Origin of the sequence: Luteolibacter sp. Y139, from assembly GCF_038066715.1 — a bacterium.
GTDB classification, from domain to species: Bacteria; Verrucomicrobiota; Verrucomicrobiia; order Verrucomicrobiales; family Akkermansiaceae; genus Haloferula; species Haloferula soli.
Genome location: NZ_JBBUKT010000009.1, coordinates 161537 through 180687 on the forward strand (window position 1 = coordinate 161537; position 19151 = coordinate 180687).

14 protein-coding genes are annotated in these 19151 nt (G+C 62.5%); 9 read left to right on the forward strand and 5 right to left on the reverse strand.

Annotated features, from left to right (window positions below; translation table 11 throughout):
- Positions 1-22: 22 nt before the first annotated feature.
- The 6 genes from WKV53_RS20675 (at position 23) to WKV53_RS20700 (ending at position 7450) form a co-directional block, all read left to right on the forward strand.
- On the forward strand, positions 23-481 hold the full coding sequence (locus WKV53_RS20675) for a hypothetical protein (RefSeq protein WP_341406701.1): 459 nt from the start codon (positions 23-25) through the stop codon (positions 479-481).
- The gene (locus WKV53_RS20680; RefSeq protein ID WP_341406702.1) at positions 478-882 is read left to right on the forward strand and encodes a hypothetical protein; all 405 of its coding nucleotides are present in this window, start codon (positions 478-480) and stop codon (positions 880-882) included. The genes WKV53_RS20675 and WKV53_RS20680 overlap by 4 nt, the downstream gene beginning before the upstream one ends.
- The gene (locus WKV53_RS20685) at positions 879-1322 is read left to right on the forward strand and encodes a hypothetical protein (RefSeq protein WP_341406703.1); all 444 of its coding nucleotides are present in this window, start codon (positions 879-881) and stop codon (positions 1320-1322) included. Before WKV53_RS20680 ends, WKV53_RS20685 begins: the two co-directional genes overlap by 4 nt.
- Positions 1319-2233, forward strand: a complete 915-nt coding sequence (locus WKV53_RS20690) for an MBOAT family protein (RefSeq protein WP_341406704.1) — start codon at positions 1319-1321, stop codon at positions 2231-2233. The genes WKV53_RS20685 and WKV53_RS20690 overlap by 4 nt, the downstream gene beginning before the upstream one ends.
- A 166-nt stretch (positions 2234-2399) precedes the next feature.
- The gene (locus WKV53_RS20695; protein WP_341406705.1) at positions 2400-5048 is read left to right on the forward strand and encodes an AMP-binding protein; all 2649 of its coding nucleotides are present in this window, start codon (positions 2400-2402) and stop codon (positions 5046-5048) included.
- Positions 5049-5236: 188 nt separating this feature from the next.
- Positions 5237-7450, forward strand: a complete 2214-nt coding sequence (locus WKV53_RS20700; RefSeq protein WP_341406706.1) for a transglutaminase-like domain-containing protein — start codon at positions 5237-5239, stop codon at positions 7448-7450.
- A 30-nt stretch (positions 7451-7480) separates the two neighbouring features.
- Here WKV53_RS20700 and WKV53_RS20705 read toward each other — a convergent pair whose 3' ends face one another.
- Positions 7481-9052 carry a hypothetical protein gene (locus tag WKV53_RS20705; protein ID WP_341406707.1) on the reverse strand — a complete coding sequence of 524 codons (1572 nt, stop codon included), beginning with the start codon at positions 9050-9052 and terminating at the stop codon, positions 7481-7483.
- Between the two features lie 117 nt (positions 9053-9169).
- Here WKV53_RS20705 and recJ point away from each other — a divergent pair, with 117 nt between their 5' ends.
- Positions 9170-10867 (forward strand): single-stranded-DNA-specific exonuclease RecJ, encoded by a 1698-nt coding sequence (recJ, locus tag WKV53_RS20710; protein ID WP_341406708.1) that lies wholly within the window; start codon positions 9170-9172, stop codon positions 10865-10867.
- A 6-nt stretch (positions 10868-10873) separates the two neighbouring features.
- On the opposite strand, the gene WKV53_RS20715 is transcribed toward recJ, so the two are convergent.
- On the reverse strand, positions 10874-11335 hold the full coding sequence (locus WKV53_RS20715; RefSeq protein WP_341406709.1) for an aminoacyl-tRNA deacylase: 462 nt from the start codon (positions 11333-11335) through the stop codon (positions 10874-10876).
- A 441-nt stretch (positions 11336-11776) separates the two neighbouring features.
- Between WKV53_RS20715 and lpxK the strand changes: the two genes are divergently transcribed.
- Positions 11777-12988 carry a tetraacyldisaccharide 4'-kinase gene (gene lpxK / locus WKV53_RS20720; protein WP_341406710.1) on the forward strand — a complete coding sequence of 404 codons (1212 nt, stop codon included), beginning with the start codon at positions 11777-11779 and terminating at the stop codon, positions 12986-12988.
- A 125-nt stretch (positions 12989-13113) separates the two neighbouring features.
- On the forward strand, positions 13114-13791 hold the full coding sequence (locus WKV53_RS20725; protein WP_341406711.1) for a DUF2459 domain-containing protein: 678 nt from the start codon (positions 13114-13116) through the stop codon (positions 13789-13791).
- 22 nt (positions 13792-13813) lie between these two features.
- Here the strand turns inward: WKV53_RS20725 and WKV53_RS20730 are convergent, their stop codons facing one another.
- The 3 genes from WKV53_RS20730 to WKV53_RS20740 all read right to left on the reverse strand — a co-directional run bounded on the left by WKV53_RS20730 (position 13814) and on the right by WKV53_RS20740 (position 19138).
- Entirely contained in the window at positions 13814-15388 is a 1575-nt protein-coding gene (locus tag WKV53_RS20730; RefSeq protein WP_341406712.1) for a hypothetical protein, read from the reverse strand.
- Between the two features lie 12 nt (positions 15389-15400).
- Positions 15401-16711, reverse strand: a complete 1311-nt coding sequence (locus WKV53_RS20735) for a HEAT repeat domain-containing protein (RefSeq protein ID WP_341406713.1) — start codon at positions 16709-16711, stop codon at positions 15401-15403.
- Positions 16712-16906: 195 nt separating this feature from the next.
- Positions 16907-19138 carry an FdhF/YdeP family oxidoreductase gene (locus WKV53_RS20740; RefSeq protein ID WP_341406714.1) on the reverse strand — a complete coding sequence of 744 codons (2232 nt, stop codon included), beginning with the start codon at positions 19136-19138 and terminating at the stop codon, positions 16907-16909.
- Positions 19139-19151: the final 13 nt, after the last annotated feature.

Sequence of the window (19151 nt, forward strand, 5' to 3'; positions counted from 1 at the left end):
ATCGAGACCCCCCTGCGATCCGATGAATACGAAAGTCACTACCAAGGCATTCCGCCGAGCGTTCTACCTCACGTTGGGCCTGTCGGTTTCGGGCTTGGTGATCGTCTGCCTTTTGATGCTCGGTCCGAAGGTGACCTTCCAATGCGCCACGGGGTATGCGGTTCAGATTGCGGCGAGCTACACTGCCATGATCCTCGCCGCTGAGACGTCGGGGATTTTTCGCCGTTCCGAGCTTCGGGGATACGCAGCTGGCGTCGTGTTCGCGATCTTCTTGTTCATCACCGGTGTTCTCTGCGGGTCGGCGACTTCGATGTTCGTTTATCGCGACTTCGATATGAGCTCCTACGTGGTCAAGCCGCTCTTTTGGATGGGCCTCTATGGCGTCTTGCCCGCCGCTGCCTTCGGTCTGATCGGAACCCACCTCCTACGGAGGATCAGTAGCGCGACTTTGCCGGACGCTGATCCCCTCAAACGACCATGACTACTGAAACTCTAGTAATTGCCCTCCGCATCGCAGGCCTGATGATGGCGGGCATCGTGATGGCAAACTTCGTCGCGGCGAGGCGGCTGCGGTATCGTGAGAGTCTTGCGCGCTGCGAGGTGATGGTCCGCCAAATCTTCCACGTCCACTGCGCCTACATCATTGCGATTGTAGGAGGGCTGGGAGTGCTTTGCCTGGGGTGGCCGCAGCTCTTGCTGGCCGATAGCATGGGCCGGGTGCTCAGCGGGTTCTTCGGACTTTTCTGGACCAGCCGCGTGATCGTTCAGCTCACCTACTACGACAAGGAAACGCGCCGCAATGAACGCGGCTGGGACCTCTTCTTCCTCGGGGTGTTTCTCACCCTTGGCATCATCTTCACCCTCGCCGCGATCTACGGATGAAAGAGCTGCTTCAAATCGGCTTATGGCTGGGAGGTGGGTCGCTGGTGGCGCTGAGCATCGCCAGCTTCTGGATTCCGAAGGCGCTCGGCTGGCGGGAGAAGCTGGCCGTCCTGACACCGCTGATGCGGGAGCTGTGGTGGACGTATTCGATCTATGTCTGGAGCAGCCACGTCTTCTTCGCCGTGCTCACGCTCGGCTTCGGAGAATGGCTGATGAGCCGCACGGGATCGGCGACCGCGATGTCGACGTTCATGCTGCTGTGGTGGGGTGCTCGATTGTGGCTGCAGTTTTTCGGTTTCGATCTAACAGAGGTCCAAGGAAGCAAGGCGAACCGGGTGGCGAAGCATTTGCTGACCCTGCTCTTCGTGGGGCTGGTCGTCCTCTATGGAAGCCTGGTCGCTTGGAATGCGGGATGGGTCCCGGAAGGAGGGATGCCATGATGTGGGTGATTCCAGCTCTGGTGGTGACGGGCATCGCGGCGGGTCCGATGTTTGCGGAAGTCCGGACGGTGTGGATAAGGAGGCTCGTTGGCTGGTTGCTGCTCGCTGTCCTGATGATAGGAGCGGATCAGGTCTTGATCGGCGAGGCGCCGCTGATGCGGATGATCGGCATCTGCTGCGTGCTGCTCGCCGCGATGAAAGGCCTCGTCTATGCGGAGTGGGCAGGTCCGCAGAAGCTTCCGATGTCGCATTACGCGGTGTTTGCGTTCCTGTGGTTCGGGATGGACCCGGGCAGCTTCCAAACCCGGCGCAGGGGTCTGGAGTGGAAGGGAGATGTCGCGCTCGGCCTGCTGCTGATGATGCTGGGGACGCTCGGTGCCGGGATCGTTTGGGCCATGGGGTGGCGGCAGATCCTCATCATGTTTGTTCCCATGAGCCTCGGCTTTCACTTCGGGGCGCTGCGGGTCTTGAAGGGAGCCTTGCGCGCGGCGGGATTCCCGGTGCGGACACTATTTCCCAATGTCCTCGAAGCACGCGGCATCGGTGACTTTTGGAGCAAGCGCTGGAATGTCGGCTACTCGCAGATGATGCAACGGCTCGTGGGGCGTCCGGTGCAAAAGAGGTGGGGGGAAACTGCCGGTGTGATGGCAGTGTTCGTTGGTTCGGGCTTGTTGCATGAACTCGCCATCGCCCTTCCGGTAAGGCCGGGGCTGGGGCTCCCGACCGCGTATTTCACGCTCCACGGGCTGCTGACCCTGCTGGAAAGAAAGCTCGGCCGGCCAATCGGGAAAATCCCCGCTCTGCTGGCGGTCATGGTGCCTATGGGCATCCTTTTCCCTCCGGCCTTTCAACATGAGGTGATCGCCAGATGCCTCGGTGTTTTCGACCTTCTGAGAAGCTGGATCAGCTAATCTCCCGCGATCGCGGAAGGGAAGGGGGCCATTGAAAACTTGGCAATTACGACGGGTTTGTTACGATTGGGGCTAGGAAGTCGGAGGTGCGAGAGGCCACCGGGTTCCCCACCCGCCACCGGTCCCCCTTCAATCCCGGTGGAGTTCCCCCCACCCACATCTCTCCATGGTATCAACGCTCGTTCCCCCCGTTGCGACGGTTTCCACGCGGAAACCGCAGTTTTTTACCACCCTGGAGTCCCATGGCGACCGGGTGGCGATTGTCCTCCCTGACGGTAGCCCTGTATCGTATCGCGACCTCGCGGAGCGGGCCGACGGCTATGCACGGCAGTTCTCCCGGAAGCGGCAGCTGCTGGTGATCGAGATGCGCAACGATATCGAGGCGATTGCCGCGTATCTCGGCGCGCTCCGGTCCGGCACGCCGGTCATCCTTGCCGCGGAAGGTTCCACCTCCAGGGAGCATCCCATCATCGCCACCTTCCGGCCGGAAAAGGCCGTGGTCTGTGGCGCGAATGGCTGGGAAGTCGAAGTTCGCGACGAGCATGAGGACGTCGACGGGCTCCACCCCGACCTCGCGGTGATGCTTTCCACCTCTGGCACCACCGGCAGCCCGAAGCTGGTGAAGCTTTCCCACGCGAACCTCCACGAGAACGCGTGCTCGATCGCCGAATACCTGGAACTCACCCCGGAACGCCGCGCGATCACGAACCTGCCGCTGCACTACTCCTACGGCCTGTCGGTGCTGAATTCGCACCTCTCCGCCGGGGCCTCGATCGTGCTCACCGAGCTGTCGGTGGTGGATGAAGCTTTCTGGCAGATCGTCCGCCGCGAGCAGGTGACCGACTTGCCGGGCGTGCCCTACACCTACGAACTCTTCGAGAAGGTCGGCCTGCGTTCCGACCCACCACCTAGCCTGCGGGTGATGACTCAGGCCGGCGGACGCCTGCCCCCGAACCTGGTGAGCGACTACGCCGAATTCGCCCGCAGCCGCGGCATTCGCTTCTTCGTGATGTATGGCCAGACCGAGGCGACCGCCCGCATGGCCTACCTGCCGCCGGAGCAGACACTGGAAAATTCCGACTGCATCGGCGTGGCCATTCCGCGCGGGAAATTCGAGATCCGCGACGAGGCCGGCCATGCCATCCGCAAGCCGGGTGCCTCCGGCGAGCTGGTCTATCAAGGCCCCAACGTGATGATGGGCTATGGCTTGAAGCGCGAGGACCTCGCCGCTCCCGCCAAGCTCACCGAGCTGCTAACCGGCGACATCGCCCAGTGGTCCGACTCCGGACTGGTGAAGATCGTCGGCCGCTCCAGCCGCTTCAGCAAGATCGCCGGCCTGCGCATCGGGCTGGATGACGTCGAGCGCATCCTCCGCGAATCCGGCCGCCGCGCCTATGCCGCAGGCACCGACGAATTCGTGGCAGTGGCCCTGATCGATGGATCGGACGCCGCGAGCGCCCGCCAGCTTCTGGCAGAGCGCTGCAAGCTGCCGGCCCATCACCTGATCGTCTTCAATCTCGATGGCGCGCCGACCTTGCCTTCGGGGAAAATCGACTACGTCCGGGTTCGCACCATGGGTGAGGAGTTCCACCGCAAGGAGGCCGCTGAAGCCGCCACCGGCGACGACCCCGTCCGCACGCTCTACGGGAAGGCGCTCGGGATCTCGCAGATCGATGACGACGCGAGCTTCTCAACGCTGGGCGGCGATTCGCTGTCCTACATGGTCGTCTCGCGCGGCTTGGAAAAGATGCTCGGTTCCCTGCCGCAGCACTGGGAGCGGATCACCGTGCGTGACATCGACCGGCTGCGTCAGGAACGCGTGCTCAATCCGGTGAAGGGCAAGGCGATCTCCACCTTGTCGATCGATGCCGTGCTGCGGCTGATCGCGATCTCGACCATTTTCATCGGCCACGGTTCGCCCGATCACACCATGTGGTTGCGCGGCGGGACCACCATCCTGTTCTGCCTGGCCGGTTACTCGCTGTGCCGGTTCCAGCGCGAGCAGTTCCTTTCCGGGAAAGTGTTGCCGGCGATCCAAGGGGCCTTCCAGCGTATCGTGGTTCCCTACCTGCTGCTGATGACCGTGCTGCTGTTCGGGCAGCACATACCGCCCCATCCGGCGTGGTGGTCGCTGACCAGCGTGTTCTTCATCGATACCTCCCACCGCGAAATTCTGTACTCGTACTGGTTCATCGAGGCGCTGGTGCACTGCCTGCTGATCGTCTGCGGGCTATTCCTGATCCCGCCGGTGCGGAGATGGGCGAAGGCCCAGCCTTTCGGGAGCGGCCTGGCATTGACCGGGGTGGGGGTGCTGGCGTTCTGGCTGGGACGGCACTCCTTCGGCAGCGAGGAATTCTCGCACAAGTTCGATGGCTGGCTCTATGTCTACATGCTGGGCTGGACCTTCGCGCTTGCCTCAAAGGCTTGGCAAAAGGCCTTGCTGGTGGCCATCGGCGGCGTGGTGGTGGTGCAGCAATTCGGCCTCGAGAGCAGTCGGCCTTATTGGTTCGTCGCCGCGCTGGTGGTGCTGGCGATCATCAAGGAAATCCGCCTGCCCGCCTGGATCGGAGGGGCGGTTTCCCAGCTCGCGGCGGCCAGCTACATGGCCTACCTGGCCCATCCGCTCGTCCTTCACATCACGAAATTCGTGCTGCCGAAGCATTTCGCGTTCTTCCACGACAATGTCCCGGCTGCGATCATTCTGACCTACTTGGGCACCCTGGCCGCCGGTTTGGTCGGAACAGTGATCTGGCAGCAGATTTCCACCCTCGTCTCAGCGCTTCTCAGCCGCCGGTCGGAGCAGGTTGTTGCCTGAAGCTTAGGGGCTTTAAACGAATTTCGGGGCCGGTGGCGTTTCACGTCACCGGCTTCGTCACGTAAAAAAAGGCTTTCGTGGACGAAGATATGCAACCGGCGGAAAACAAATTGCGTTAATAGGTGTAAGTAGGCACCTTCACCGCCGCTGAGAGGCACCGCCCGTCATTTTTCTAATCATTTCATGTCATGAAAGAGCCGCGTAAAGCTTCTTCCCCCAAGCCCCCCTCCGCGCCGGGAAAAACCATGGTGGTCCGTGCGAAGGGATATCACGCGAACGCGTCCATGATGGCGGTCGCGCTTTTCATGGCAGCCGGACTCGGTGGAGTCTGGTGGGTTTTCGACCAACGCGGCCAAAATGCCCCGCCGAAGACGGCGAAAAAGCCGGTGGCTACCGCGGTGCAAGGAGGCTCTTCCACTCCCACCGAAGAACAAACCGCAGCCGCGGTCACGCCGTCCTCACCGGATACTTCCGCTCCAGCTGTGGCCGCGAATGCACCTCAAGTCGCTCCCGCCGATGCGACGCCCAAGGAAGAACCGAAGGCCCCCCCCACCGAGGCATCCCTTTTCGCCACCCGTCTCGCGGGCGAGCCGGTCATGCCGCTGGTCGGCATCGACGCGACCAAGACCGATCAGGTCGCCCGCGCCAAGAGCTTGCTGGACGAGACGAAGCGGCTCGGCACGTGGAGCGACTACCGCGAATTCCTCCAGCGCTCGCTTTCCGAGTCCCAGATGAAGATCGGCAAGATCGATCCGGCGAAACTCCGCGATCGCTTCGACGCGTTGTGGAAGGAGCCGGTTTTCTATCAGGTCTTCCTGCGCTGGCAGGTGCTGGGGATTTTCACCACCTCGGACATCACCACCCCGACCTATGGTCCTGACCTGTTTGCGTGGCTGATGACGAATGACACGGCGATGGAGGAGGTCCTGCTCACCGTGAAGCCGGAGGACGAAACTTCCAAGGTCGCCTCCATCGTGGCCGATGCCTGGGGTGCCGACCGCGAGAAGGCGGAGAAGTATTTCAACCTCGCGCTCGCCTGTGGCGTCGTCTTCGACAAGGGCGAGATCACTTCCCAACTGAAGGACGAGGAAAACTCGTCGGGCGTGATCCAGCCGATCCCGCGTTACTCGTGGTACGTCGAGAAGAGCGAGAAGGGCAAGCTGGTCACTTCCATCAACAAGATCAGCGCCCGCGATCTCGTGTGGGTCGTCTGCGCGCCGGTGCCGGAGCGCGAACTCGAGTGGGCCGTGACCAAGATGCATCTGAGCCGGAAGAGCTGGGGCAATGCCTACGGCATGATCGAGTATCTCATGGAGCGCGCCGTGAAGGGCATCAACCCCTATGAGGAATACTCCTTCTCGGAGATCCTCAAGGAAGGTGGCATCTGCGGCGATCAGACCTATTTCTCCGTGAACACCGCCCGTGCGCTCGGCATCCCGGCGATCGGACTCGCCGGCGAGACCGACCTCGGCGGCCACGCATGGGCTGCGATTAAGACGAAGGACGATGAGTGGGACACCCACATCGGCCGCATCGGCGGTGCTGCCAATGGCGCCGGTGGCAATCCGCAGGTCGGTGGCTCGATCAGCGAGCAGGAGATCTGGCTGTGGAATGACAAGGCTCAGCAGAGCCGCCTTCAGACGCTCAACGTCTTCCGCTACATGTGGCTCGGCAAGCTGCTGGAGAATCTCTATGAGCCGACTTCGTCCGAAGCGGCGGTGCGCGTGGCCAACCACCTCGGCAAGGCATTCTCCGAAACCTGGCTTGGACTCTACGCCGTGTTGGAGAAGAAGACCAAGGAAGCGAAGGATCCCGGCGCTCCGGATGTCCTCGAAGCGTGGGACGAGTTCGTGGATAGCATGCGCCGCGAGTTCCGCGAGAACCCGCGCATGGCCCAGCTCGCCTCCAAGGCGGAGAGCGAATACCTTTTCCCCTACGCCAAGGAGAACGACGCCCGCCGCATGCTGTCGCGTGAGCGTCGCCGCATCGAACGCGAGGCCGGCGAGCAGAAGGACCTGGTGGCCGATTCGCTCAAGCGTGAGGCCGACCTGATTCACAAGAATAACTCGGCCGGCGCGGCGAAGGAAATTTCCGAACTTTACGACAAGTCGCTGCGCCAATACGGCGGTAGCATCACCGGCTTCAAGCGGATGGCGGAGGACTACTTCTCGTTCTGCAAGGACGACCCGGAAACCGCCCGCAAGGCCGCCCGCGATATCGAGCTCGCCTTCATGCGGGTGGTGGAAACCGGCTCCAAGGATTGGTTCCGCGCCAACACCGAGACCGGCATCTACAAGATGATTTGCGGCTATTACCGCACCGCCGGTGACGAGGCGAAGGCCGTGAAGCTGGAGAAGCGCTACGAACGCCTGCTGCGCGATGCCGAGAGGGGCGCGCTGTGAGTCGAGTTGGGCTCAGCTGACCTGCCGCCACTATGACTTGAGCACCGGTGGCCAGTGAGCGGCTTCCCAGATGGCGGCGGCGAGGGCGGTCATCAGCACATCCAGCTTCTTCGGCCGGAGCTTCTTGCCGCTCTGTTTTTCGAGGAAGAACATCATGTCCGCCGCTGCCTCGCAGAGCGCAGGCTGGCGGGTCTCTTCAAAAATGCGCTGCGCGTAGTCGGCGAGGTCTTCCTGATCGTCGCCGCTTCTCATCCAAGCTTCGTAGCGGGCAAGCATTCGCTCGGTGTCCGGCTCATATCCCGGCGGCTGGTCGGGATGCAGAGCGCCGAGTGCGGCGAGAACGGTGCTTTGCAGCGTCTCCAGCTCGTTCGCATTCAGCTTGTCGGGGAGGTCGTTGAAGGCATCCAGCACATCGGCCAGGCGGATCTCAAGGCGGTTCCAAAGAGCCTCGTCGCCGGTGGCCGCTTGGAGCCGGTCGTCGAGTTCGGGGCTATCCAGCATTTCCTGCGGGGGCAGGGGATCGAGCGGGATCGCGTCGTCGAAATCCGCCTCGTCTTCATCCAGAAAGCCGAGCGGAGGAGGCGGGAGGATCAGCTCCTCAAGGCGTATTTCTCCGAGCAGCAGGTTGGAATCGATGTCCATTCCGACCGTGCGGCGCAGCCGGTCGCCGGAGCGGATGAACTCTTTCAAAAGTCGCACCAATCGCGGACGCAGCACCGGGTCCGCCGCTGCTTCACGGGGTGTTTTGCCACCCAGCTCGGGCTGGGGATGGTCGGCGAGCACCTCGGCTCCGTCGTCCAAGGTCGCGACGCTTGCGCGGAAGGCATCCGGCACCAAATCCAGATCATATTTCGCTGAGGGATCGCGGCGTGCGGATTCGATCGCCCGGAACGACTCGCCCAAGAGAATCATGTGCTCCAGCATCCAGAGCTCACGGCCTTCCGCCGGTGCGCCAAGGTGATCGAGCAGGGCCGCGAACGCTTCCGCAGGATCCTGCGTGCCCATTGCCGGCATCGTGACCGCTCCGCCGCTCAGCCTCTGACCGGTGGGCAGGGCATACACCCAGCCGAGCAGGATTTCGTAGCGATCCACCCGGCTGGCAACGCCCGGGTCGATCACGGCAAAGGTGGGCGATTCAGGGTCCAGCAGGTCCACGGCGTTGCAGGTCAGCTCGTCCACGACGCCCCGGAATTCCAGCAGAGCCGGTCGCAGCGTCTGGAAATGGCCCAGCATCACGGCCTCGTCATTTTTCCAATCCCGGGCGAAGCCCTCGGCCAGCCACTTCGCCAGCCGTCCTTCACCGATCAGGTGCCAGGTGAGGAGTGCCTGGGTGGTAAAATCGTCGCCCTGGTTCATCGCGTCGGCCATTTCACGGACCTGCGATGGCGTCAGTTCGGCGATCAGCTTCCGGCCGAGCAGACCGAAGACCTTGGCTTCCAGCGCTTCGAAATGCTCGGCGTGGTTGGCGGCAGCGAAGGGATTGTGCGGGCAGGTCACCGGGCAGGCGATGCTGCTATTCCGGCCGCGTCCACACTCTTCCGGAGTGATCTCGCCGCCCTTGGCGGGGCAATCCCGCTGTTTTTTCCGTTTCGCCTCACCCATGGCGGGAGGCTGTGGCTGGCCTGCCGCAGGGTCGATGCCAAATCGCCGTTAGTCCGGCTGACGGACATGCGGGCTTGAGTGGCACGCTGGGCGCTGACTAAGGTCCGCAACACCCGAATGCGCGCTCCTCCCGCCGACTGGATTCTCCGCGGCGACCCTTTCCACTCCAATGGAAACGGTCGGGGCCACGCCTTTCCAGCCATCCTGGAGCATTTGATACGCCAGCGGGGCCTCCCGGCTGGTGACGATCTCGAAACCTTTCTCCGCCCGAAACTGCGAGATCTGGCCGACCCTTTTGAGGTCACGGAGATGCGGCCGGCCGTCGAGCGCATCCTCCGCGCAGTCGATCGGGGCGAAAAGGTCTGCATTTACGGCGATTATGACGTGGATGGCGTCACCTCGATCGCGGTGATGCGCCGCCTGCTTCACGCCTATGGGCTGGAGCCACGGCATTTCATCCCGCGGCGTAGCAGTGAGGGCTACGGGCTGAGCTGTGCCGCGCTGGCCCGCTGCATGGTCGAGGGCCCGAAGCCGGACCTGCTGATCGCGGTCGATTGCGGCACCGTTTCGCTGGATGAAATTGCCGCCCTGCGGTCCGATGGGGTCGACGTCATCGTGGTGGATCACCACGAGCCCAGCCCCCGTGGCCGCCCGGACGTGGTCGCGCTGGTAAATCCCAAGTGCGGCAGTGGTCCGACCTATCTGTGCGCCGCCGGCGTCTGCTTCAAGCTGGCCCACGCCATGGTCAAGGAGCGGCCGGCACCGAATTTCGATCTCAAGGAACTGCTTGAACTGGTGGCGGTTGCGACCATCGCTGACATCGTCCCGATGATCGGGGAAAATCGCCTGCTCGTCCGCCACGGGCTCAAGCGCCTGCCGCTGACCCTCAATCCGGGCCTCCAGGCACTCCAGGAAGTCTCGGGCATGAATGGCAAGGCGACCTCGATGGACGTCGGCTTCCGGATCGGCCCGCGCCTGAATGCTGCCGGCCGCATGGACGTGCCGGAAGACGCGCTGGCTACCCTGCTGACCGACTGCAAGAGGCTCGCCCGGACGCTCGCGGAGAAGCTCGACGACTATAACAAGCGCCGCCAGACTCACGAGACCCAGATCCGTCGCGAGGCGATGGAGATGCTGATGGCGACTTTTGATCCGGTAAGGGACCCCGTCATCGTGCTCGGCTCACGGACCTGGCATCCCGGCGTCGTGGGCATCGTCGCGTCGCGGCTGATGCGGCAATTCCACAAGCCCACGTTTGTCGTGGCCATTGATGCCGAAGGTGTTGGCAAGGGCAGCGGACGTAGCATCGAGGGCGTCTCGCTGGTTCAGGCGATCAATGCCTGCCGCGGGCACCTGCTCGCCGGCGGTGGTCATGACATGGCGGCCGGTCTCTCCATTGCCGAGGACAACATGGACGCTTTCCGCTCGGACTTCGCCGACTTCGTCCTGAGCAATACCGCCCCGGAGCAGCGCCAGCCCAAGTTGTGCGTGGATGCTGAAATCTCCTTTGATCAGCTCTCGCTGGAATTCCTCGCCGACTACGAGCTGCTCCAGCCCTTCGGCAATGGCAACCCGCAGCCGATCTTCATGGCCCGCAGCGTCCACCTTAGCCGCCCGCCGGTGCACATGAAGAACCAGCACCTGCGCCTGAACCTTCGCCAGGGCTACCACGAGCAGGATGCCGTCTTTTTCGGTGGCGGCGAAGTCGCCCTGCCTGATCCGCCGTGGGACATTGCATTTACCATCGACCGCAACTGCTTCCGCGGCCGGACGACCTTGCAGATCATCATCCAGGACGTGCGGGCGGCGCAGTGACCTGAATCACACCGTCAATCTCGCTACCCGCGGCCTCACCAGCCGCTCGTAGTCGTGCCATGACATCTTGATCAGCTCGATATGCGAGCCGGCGTTGAAGACGATCTCTCCTTCCGCCGCCAAGTCCGGGGAGACGTAGGTGGACATGTCGTAGAGATTTCCAAAGGGCGGCATCGCCCCGGGCTCGCAGTCTGGGAAGCGGCGCTTGAAAAGATACTCGGGAGCCAGCTCCACATCATCGGTAGCGGCCAAGTCGTGCAGTTCTTCCAGCCTTAGCCGTCGGTTTGACGGCACCACAGCCATGGCCAAAGCCCCGTCGAGCGTTACCATGACGGTCTTTGCCAGGACGTCGGGAGGCACATGGGCATTCCGTGCGATCTCGGCAGCCGTGAAAGCAGGTGAGTGGGTGATGGTGATGTATTTGACGTTCCTCGCGTCGAGGAAGGCTTTGAGTTTTTTCGATAGCATGGCGGAACCCTCGCTTTCCATGGGCCGGATGCTCGCTCTCTGGTGGAGGGCATCGCGGCGGGTTGAAAATCACGCGGCTGACCGGCATTGCGCGGGGACCGTGAAACGTCTGTCCGACCGCATGTGAATCTAACCACCGGTAAGCCCGGTCCCTGCATGGGTCAAATGACACCCGGGCAAAACGAACAACGCCTGCACCGGTGAACGGAGCAGGCGTGAGGAAAGAAGTGAGCCGGGCGATTTTTCCAAGTCATCGCTCATCCTCTTCAGGCTTTGCGATCTGATTCCGACTCGGTTCGTCCGGCTCTGGGAAGACTGGTCGCACTGCTCGGAAATCACGCAACGTGTTTCTTCGATCTTTGCGGAGATTTTTTCGTGGCGGGTGTGGGCGTCATCCAGTCTTGCCTCCCATGGCGGTTCCGGGTTCCGCTGGCTGTGCCGATGAAGGAAACGCTGGCCGAACTTGAGCGTTGGGGCGCCGACGTGATCTTCGGTCGCGCCAAGGGCTTTCGCGCCAGCATGATGCGGCTCGCGATGAGCCTGCTCTCCGGCGTTTATCGCGGCGTGGTCCAGGCGCGGCTGCTCGTTTACCGGCGTCGCTGGCGACAGCAGCATCACCTCGGCACGCTCGTCGTCAGCATCGGCAACCTCACGGTGGGTGGAACGGGAAAGACACCAGTGGTCGAGCTGCTCGCCCGCACCCTGCGCGATGAAGGCCGCCGGGTCGCGATCCTCAGCCGCGGCTACAAGAGCCGCCGCCTGAAGACTCCCCAGAATTGGAAGGACAAGGACGGCAACAAGCTGCCCGCCGAGAAGATGCCGAAGGTGGTCTCCACCGGTCGGGCGCTCCTGCTCGACTCGAAGTTCGCCGGTGACGAGCCCTTCATGCTCGCTCGCAATCTCAACAACGTGGCCGTGGTCGTGGACAAGGACCGCGTGAAAGGCGGCCGCTTCGCCGTCGGCCAGCTCGGCGCGGACACGTTGGTGCTGGATGATGGCCTCCAGTATCTCCACCTCGCTCACGGCATCGATATCGTGCTGGTGGACCGCAGCGCCCCCTTTGGCACCGGCGCGATCCTGCCACGCGGCACCCTGCGCGAACCACCGCGCAATCTCTGCCGCGCCAGCTACATCCTCATCACGAAGTGCGATGGCACGTCAAATGACGCGCTCATCGAACGCCTCCGCCGTTACAATCGGGTCGCGCCGATCATCGAGTGCACCCACGGCCCGCGCTATCTTGAGGAAGTCTTCACCGGCGAGCGCCAGGAGCTCGATTTCCTGAAGGACAAGTGGACTGCTGCGATCAGCGGGATCGCGGTGCCGGAAGGCTTCGAGCGTAGCGTGGAGAAGCTCGGTGCGCGCGTGGAAATCCGCCGGCGCTTCTCCGATCACCATCGCTTCTCACGCCGCGAGATCGACAAATTCATGGAGCGCTGCATCGAGCGCGACATGGAGCTGGTGGTCACCACCGAAAAGGACGCCGTGCGTTTTCCGAAGCCGAAGGAACTCACCGTGCCGATCTATTTCCTCCGCATCGAGGTGGAGATCCTCAAGGGCCACGATGCATGGAGTGATTTGATCGCGAGGCTTTGCCATCCCGGTGCACCGGGTGATCCGGTGCTGAGACATCGTGACGCCTACGCGATGTAGTGGCGAAGGAGACGGTGATCAGTGAAGAGCGATCGCCTGCTGGGTCTGTCTGGTCATGACGACTTTGGACTGGTTTCGACGGATGCCACGGGCGACAGTGCAGGCAAGGTCCCGGCCCCTCCATCATGTGCCTTCCCCTCCGGCCTTTGGTTGCCACCGTGCTGATCGCCGCCAGCACCCGCTTGCCGGCCCCCGAGACGTCCATCGGGGCAGGCCCTGGCACCGTTCGCATCTATCTGTTGGCGGACCCCTGGCATACCGGCTTGGCCTTCGAACTCCACTGGCTTGAAGAATGGGGCTACATCAAGCCGACGGAAATCGGCACCCATGAGTTTGTTTCGATGAGCTGGGGCAATGAAGTCGCGTACGTGCAGGAGCGTTGGCTCACCCCGGGTCAGGTCTTGCGCGCCTTGTTCACCCCTTCACCCTCCGTGATGGAGTGCATTCCATTCGACTGGAAGGTTGAGGAAGTTTGCCTTCACCAACGCATCTACGTGGCGGAAGTCCCGGAATCCTCCGGGGCGGCGCTTGCCGGATTTCTCAATGCCCATACGGCGCGGAGCCGTGACGGGACGCCGATTACGATTGCGCCGTCGAGCTGGGGCGATGGTCGCTTGATCCGCTGCCCCCGGGACCTCCCCTATGACATCTTCCGGATGTGCAACAATTGGACGGCGGAAGCCCTGGCTGCCACCGGCCTGTCGATCGACACCAAAAGAGTTCTGACGGCCATCGACGTGATCGATCAGGCAACCTCCGAAGCGAATGGATTCCGCCTGATTTGGAATCCATCGCGTCCGTGAGCCCCGGGCTTTGGGAGGATTGTTACGGAGCCAGAAAGTCGGTCACATTCGCCGTCCCGCTTTGGCCGAGGAACTTGTAGTTGATCGTGCCCGCGCTGGCTTCCAGGACGCCCCCATTTTCCTCGAAGTCCAAGCCGGTGAAGGTCACGGAAGACTTCGCATCGATGGTGTCCGGATTCGCGGTGACGTTGGTGCCTTTCTTGAACTTCAGATTGTAGCCCTTGGTTTGCGAGAACTTCACCACCTTCTCCGGGAAGACGATGACGTCACCATCCGGCCGGGTGAGAATGGCGGAGGCGAAGATGCTTACCTTGCCGTTGACCGTCCTCTCTTCGAGTTCGAGATCGATGGACCAGGCCTGCTTGAGGTTGTCCTCGGTTCCCGGTGGAGCTTCGAATTCGAACGGCTCGTTCTGTCCCGAAAACGGGATGCCATTCGCCTTGCCACTATAGCTTGAGGTGCCTGTCACGCCTTCGTAGGGCGCACCGACATCCACCAGTTCGGCCACATAGGTGCCGTTTGATTTAAAGCTGGCCTCCATGCCGTCGGCGGTGCCTTTGAAACTGCTCTTGGTTTCAGCGACCGGCTCGCCGTTGACTGTTCTCACCCGGCCGAGATTCATGGAGAGATCGCTGTTGCCGCCCGAGTCCTGAACACCGTCAACCGTTCCCATCCCCATGACCTTTCCGGACTCGTCTTGGGCCACATCGAGGTCGTAGCTGCGCGCTGGCACGACCGGCGAGGTCCCCTTGTAGTTGCCGGTGAAGCTGGCGATGCGCGTCAGCAGGTCGTTGCCGAGTGGAAAGGGGAAGCGGAAGCTTCCAGTCGGGGCGGGCCGGGTACCGCCTCCTCCTGCGACGCCACCGGTTTCGCTGAAATTGTTGAACTCCATTTGACCCACCGCGACACTCATGGCGGAGCTGTAGCCGTAGATGGAAAAGAAGAATTGATCGGTCGATGCCATGCCCCAGTCGCCGTTGGCCAAGGTGCCGCCACCCGCGGCACCGAGACCGAAGGAGCCGAGGGAGATCCACTGGTAGCCGTCGGAGGGGTCGATGTCGTAATAGGCGGTCACGGTTTGACTCGAAGCGTTCCAGTGAAGTCTAACAGCTCCGGAGTTGCCCTGGGGACCGCCGGAGTCCCCGCCACCCACATGGGTGCCGGCGACGTCCATTTGGGCACTGAACCCCGTGCGGGCAGGAGGGGCACCCAAGGCGGAGTTGTAAAATTCGTGGTAAAGGGTCGTATCGCTGGACAGCGGACTTTCGAGGGTGATTCCCATGCTGTTGACTTGGAACGGGGAGACAGGCGAGGTGGTGTTGTAGAGGTCGATCTGCATGTCCCAATCGGAATTGTAGGGAAGACGGGTGCGGATCCAGGGTCGATCCACTTGGTCCTCTAAGGTGCCGCTGGCACATTTGTAGTTCAGGCGGGACCCGGCATCGTCCATCGCGCCGTTGCCGGTCACCACGTCGGTTCCCCAATTCGCGTTGTTCTTCGAATTGCCTTCGAAATTGTCATCGCCGTTGGCGAATGCGGACGTGGAAAGGAGGGGCGCGCACAGAAGTGCTGCCAGAAGGACGGGGGAGGATTTCATGGTCGTGCGTAGTCAGGGGCTGGCCGCACGCAGCCCGTTACGGGCAGCGGAGGCGACTTGAGGGGGGGCGTCGCTTTCGATCCGGGCGAGCGCCTCGCGCGCCGCCGGAGTGCCGGCGCGCCGTAAAGCGAATACGGCGCGGATTTGAAGATTGAGACTGTTGGGCGAGGTCGCGAGACGCTGGAGCTCCGGAACCAGCCTTTCGTCGAAGTCCAGCGCCGCGGAGGAAGACGGGTCCTGATGGACGGATGCGCCAAGGGCGTTGAGCCCGGCGATCCTGGCGGCGGTGTCCTCCTCGGCCAGTACCAGAGGAAAGATCCGCCCGGCCGATGTGTCGGACTGGTTGACCATGGCTTCGTACAGACGCCGCCGGACCTCGACCTCCGCTTCGTCCTCTGCCATCTCGGTCAAGCGATTGCCAAATCGCTCGGCGGTCTGGTGGGTGCTGATCGCCCACGCGGCGGAAGCGCGGACTTCCGGATCGGTGTCGGCGCGAGCGACTTCGAGCAGGAACGGGACGGCATCAGCCGATGACTTGGCAAGAGCCTCCACCGCCACGATTCTCAACTCACCACTGGCGGTGGGAGACGAAAGATAGCTGCGGAAGACCGGAGCCACGCGGTCGAAATCATAGCGGCCGAGGCCGTGGAGAATCTCTGAAGCAACTTCTCCGGAAGGCAATCGGGCAAAAGTCTCGGTCAACGCAAGCTGCGCGGTCGTCGTCTGGACAGTTCCCAGGGTGACCGCGGCTTCAATGCGCAGCGCCTCCGGGCACGTTGGATTGGCAAGCAAGTCTGCCACGAGCCGCACGGCAGTGTCATTGCCGATCAACCCGAGCGCCCGGATTGCCGCGCGGGCCACGGATTCATCGGTATGGCGCACCAGCGACTCGAGCAGTGGTATCGTGGCCGGGTTCCCCGCGCGGCCGATAAGCCAAAGCATGTGCTCCAGATCCGCGGGAGATGCGGTCCCGAGCACATGTTGCAATGCGGCCAGCGCCTCCGGAGTGCCCTCGCGCGCTAGCCGGAACGCAAAATCGCGCCGCGCTGCGAGGTCGGTTCCTTCATCAAGGAAACGCTCGATTGTTTCCCGCAGGCTCAGGCCCGTCTTCATGTACTTCGCCTCGATCTGGCGGCGGTAGTGACTCTGAATTTGTCTCCCGAGTGCCACGACGATCGGCCCGGTGACCAAGCGCTGGGTCCTCGGGAACCATGCGCGTGCCGGATCGTCGTAGGGATGGCGGTGCTCGATCCAGACACTGCCGGCAATCAAGATTGCGATTGCGAGCACAAGGCCGAATACGCTCCCGATGGTCCATTTCACCCTACGCCAAAACCGGTGACGGCTCGTGCGTTCCGACCCAGGACCTGACTGACCCCGCGCCTTCATGAGAACTCCCATGATGAGACCCAAGCGTCAGGAGTTCAACGTGGATTTTACCTCTCTCTGGTCGAATGACGTCGACTGTCGAAAGTCTGCCTTACGAGTTGTTTCAGCGACACGTCACTAACAAGGACATCATGCTCGCGATGGCGTGATGCTCACTTCGATGCTCTTGCTGGCGGGCGTGTTGCTGCCTTCCGCGACATGACCGACCGGCACCAGCACATTCGCCTCGGGGAAATAGGCTGCCGCCAGGCCGCGCGGCATATCGTACGGGATTGCGCGGAAGCCATTCAGGTGGCGTTCGCCATCACTCCAATGGCTGGTCACGTCGATGCGATGACCGGGCTTCACGCCGATTTCTGTTAGATCCTGTGGATTGAGGAAGACGATATCGCGCATGCCGGAGATGCCGCGATAGCGATCGTCCAATCCATAGACCGTGGTGTTGAACTGGTCGTGGCTGCGCAAGGTCTGGAGCAAGAGGCGACCGGGTGCGGGTTGGAAGGCATCGAGCGGCGCTGCGCTGAAGTTCGCCTTCTGGTTTGTCGTATTCCAGACGCGCTCCTTCGCGGCATTGGGAAGATAGAAGCCGCCGGGTTCGCGGATGCGCTCATTGTAGCGGTCGAAGCCGGGAATCACCGCTTCGATCCAAGTACGGAGTCTATCGTAATCCCCGACCAGCCACCGCCAGCGGATGTTGCCGGCATCGCCGAGCGTTGCTTCTGCCAGCCGCGCGACAATCTCCGGCTCACTGAGCAAATGTTCCGACGAAGGCTTCAGTCGCCCTTGCGAAGACTGGACGACGCCCATCGAGTTTTCAGTGGAGACGAGTTGCCCGCCATCTTCGTCGCTACGCCCCAGGCAGGGCAGGATCAACGCACGCCTGCCGTGAATCAGATGGCTTCGATTGAGCTTGGTCGAGACGTGGCAGGTCAGCCGGCACTTGCCGAGTGCCGCGGCGGTGAACGTGCTGTCCGGAGTTGCCTGTGCGAAATTTCCGCCAAGGGCGAAGAAGACCTTCCCGCGTCCTTCATGCATGGCGAGGATGGAAGCGACGGTGTCGTAGCCGTGTTCGCGCGGAATGGGAACACCGGCCTGTTTCTCCAGGGCCGCGAGAAACCACTCCGGCATCTTCTCGAAGATCCCGACCGTGCGATCCCCCTGCACGTTGCTATGGCCGCGCACCGGACATAGTCCGGAACCGGGACGGCCCACCGCTCCCAGCAGAAGATGGACGTTCGCGATCTCGCGGATGGTCGCCACCGCATTCCGATGCTGGGTAAGTCCCATCGCCCAGCAGGTGATCACCCGTCGTTCCCCCGCGCCGAGCAGCGTTGCGAGTTCCTCGATCTTGTCGCGGCCAATGCCGGACAGCTCCTCGATGTCCTGCCATGACGTGGCCTCCAATAAACTACGATAAACCTCGTAGCCATCCGCATGCTCTCTGATGAATTCGTGATCGATCGTTCCCGCGGCCACCAGTGCCTTCGCCACACCGCGGAACAGCGCCATGTCCCCATTCACCTTCACCTGAAGATAGCTGGAGGCGAGCGGAGAGGCCTTTCCCAGGATCCCGCGCAAATGCTGCGGATGGGCGAAACCAAGCAGGCCCGCCTCCTTCAAGGGATTCACGGCCACCAGCTGGGCTCCCCTGTCCACGGCTTCCTCCAGCGTCGAGAGCATCCGCGGATGATTCGTTCCCGGATTCTGTCCGACGCATAGGATCACCTCCGCCTCCAGGAAATCTTCCAGCGTCACCGTGCCCTTGCCGATACCGATCGCATCACGAAGCGCCAGACCGCTCGATTCGTGGCACATGTTCGAGCAGTCCGGCAGATTGTTCGTCCCGTAGGCGCGCACGAAGAGCTGATAGAGAAACGCGGCCTCATTGCTGGCGCGACCCGAGGTGTAGAAAATCGCTTCATCCGGAGAATCGAGTCCGCGCAATTCTTCCGAGATCAACTTGAAAGCCTCATCCCACGACACCGGCTCGTAGTGCGTCGCCTCCTCGCGCAGCAGCATCGGTTCGGCGAGCCGGCCTTGCAGGTCGTGCCACGCATCGCTCTGTGCCATCAGTTCCGCCACCGGGTGCGCCGCGAAGAACTCGCGGCCGATGGTCTTGGCCATCGCTTCCGACGCGATCGCCTTCGCTCCATTCTCGCAGAACTCCGCATGTGCGCGATCACGGTCTGGATCCGGCCACGCGCAGCTCGGGCAGTCGAAGCCACCGACTTGATTCAGGTCGAGCAATGCCTTGGTCCCGCGCGCCACGCCCGCCTTGCCGAAGACATGGCGCAGTGACGACGTCACGGCGGGAAGGCCGGCAGCGTATTCTTTCGGCTTGGAGAAGTGCTCGTCGCTCACTGCCTCACCCTAC

What these genes read in the sequence shown, in the direction of transcription:
- lpxK (WP_341406710.1), top strand. Translation starts at nt 11,777, where the DNA reads ATGAAGGAAACGCTGGCCGAACTTGAGCGTTGGGGCGCCGACGTGATC.
- WKV53_RS20685 (WP_341406703.1), top strand. Translation starts at nt 879, where the DNA reads ATGAAAGAGCTGCTTCAAATCGGCTTATGGCTGGGAGGTGGGTCGCTG.
- recJ (WP_341406708.1), top strand. Translation starts at nt 9,170, where the DNA reads ATGCGCGCTCCTCCCGCCGACTGGATTCTCCGCGGCGACCCTTTCCAC.
- WKV53_RS20715 (WP_341406709.1), bottom strand. Translation starts at nt 11,335, where the DNA reads ATGCTATCGAAAAAACTCAAAGCCTTCCTCGACGCGAGGAACGTCAAA.
- WKV53_RS20690 (WP_341406704.1), top strand. Translation starts at nt 1,319, where the DNA reads ATGATGTGGGTGATTCCAGCTCTGGTGGTGACGGGCATCGCGGCGGGT.
- WKV53_RS20680 (WP_341406702.1), top strand. Translation starts at nt 478, where the DNA reads ATGACTACTGAAACTCTAGTAATTGCCCTCCGCATCGCAGGCCTGATG.
- WKV53_RS20705 (WP_341406707.1), bottom strand. Translation starts at nt 9,052, where the DNA reads ATGGGTGAGGCGAAACGGAAAAAACAGCGGGATTGCCCCGCCAAGGGC.
- WKV53_RS20695 (WP_341406705.1), top strand. Translation starts at nt 2,400, where the DNA reads ATGGTATCAACGCTCGTTCCCCCCGTTGCGACGGTTTCCACGCGGAAA.
- WKV53_RS20725 (WP_341406711.1), top strand. Translation starts at nt 13,114, where the DNA reads ATGTGCCTTCCCCTCCGGCCTTTGGTTGCCACCGTGCTGATCGCCGCC.
- WKV53_RS20730 (WP_341406712.1), bottom strand. Translation starts at nt 15,388, where the DNA reads ATGAAATCCTCCCCCGTCCTTCTGGCAGCACTTCTGTGCGCGCCCCTC.
- WKV53_RS20700 (WP_341406706.1), top strand. Translation starts at nt 5,237, where the DNA reads ATGAAAGAGCCGCGTAAAGCTTCTTCCCCCAAGCCCCCCTCCGCGCCG.
- WKV53_RS20675 (WP_341406701.1), top strand. Translation starts at nt 23, where the DNA reads ATGAATACGAAAGTCACTACCAAGGCATTCCGCCGAGCGTTCTACCTC.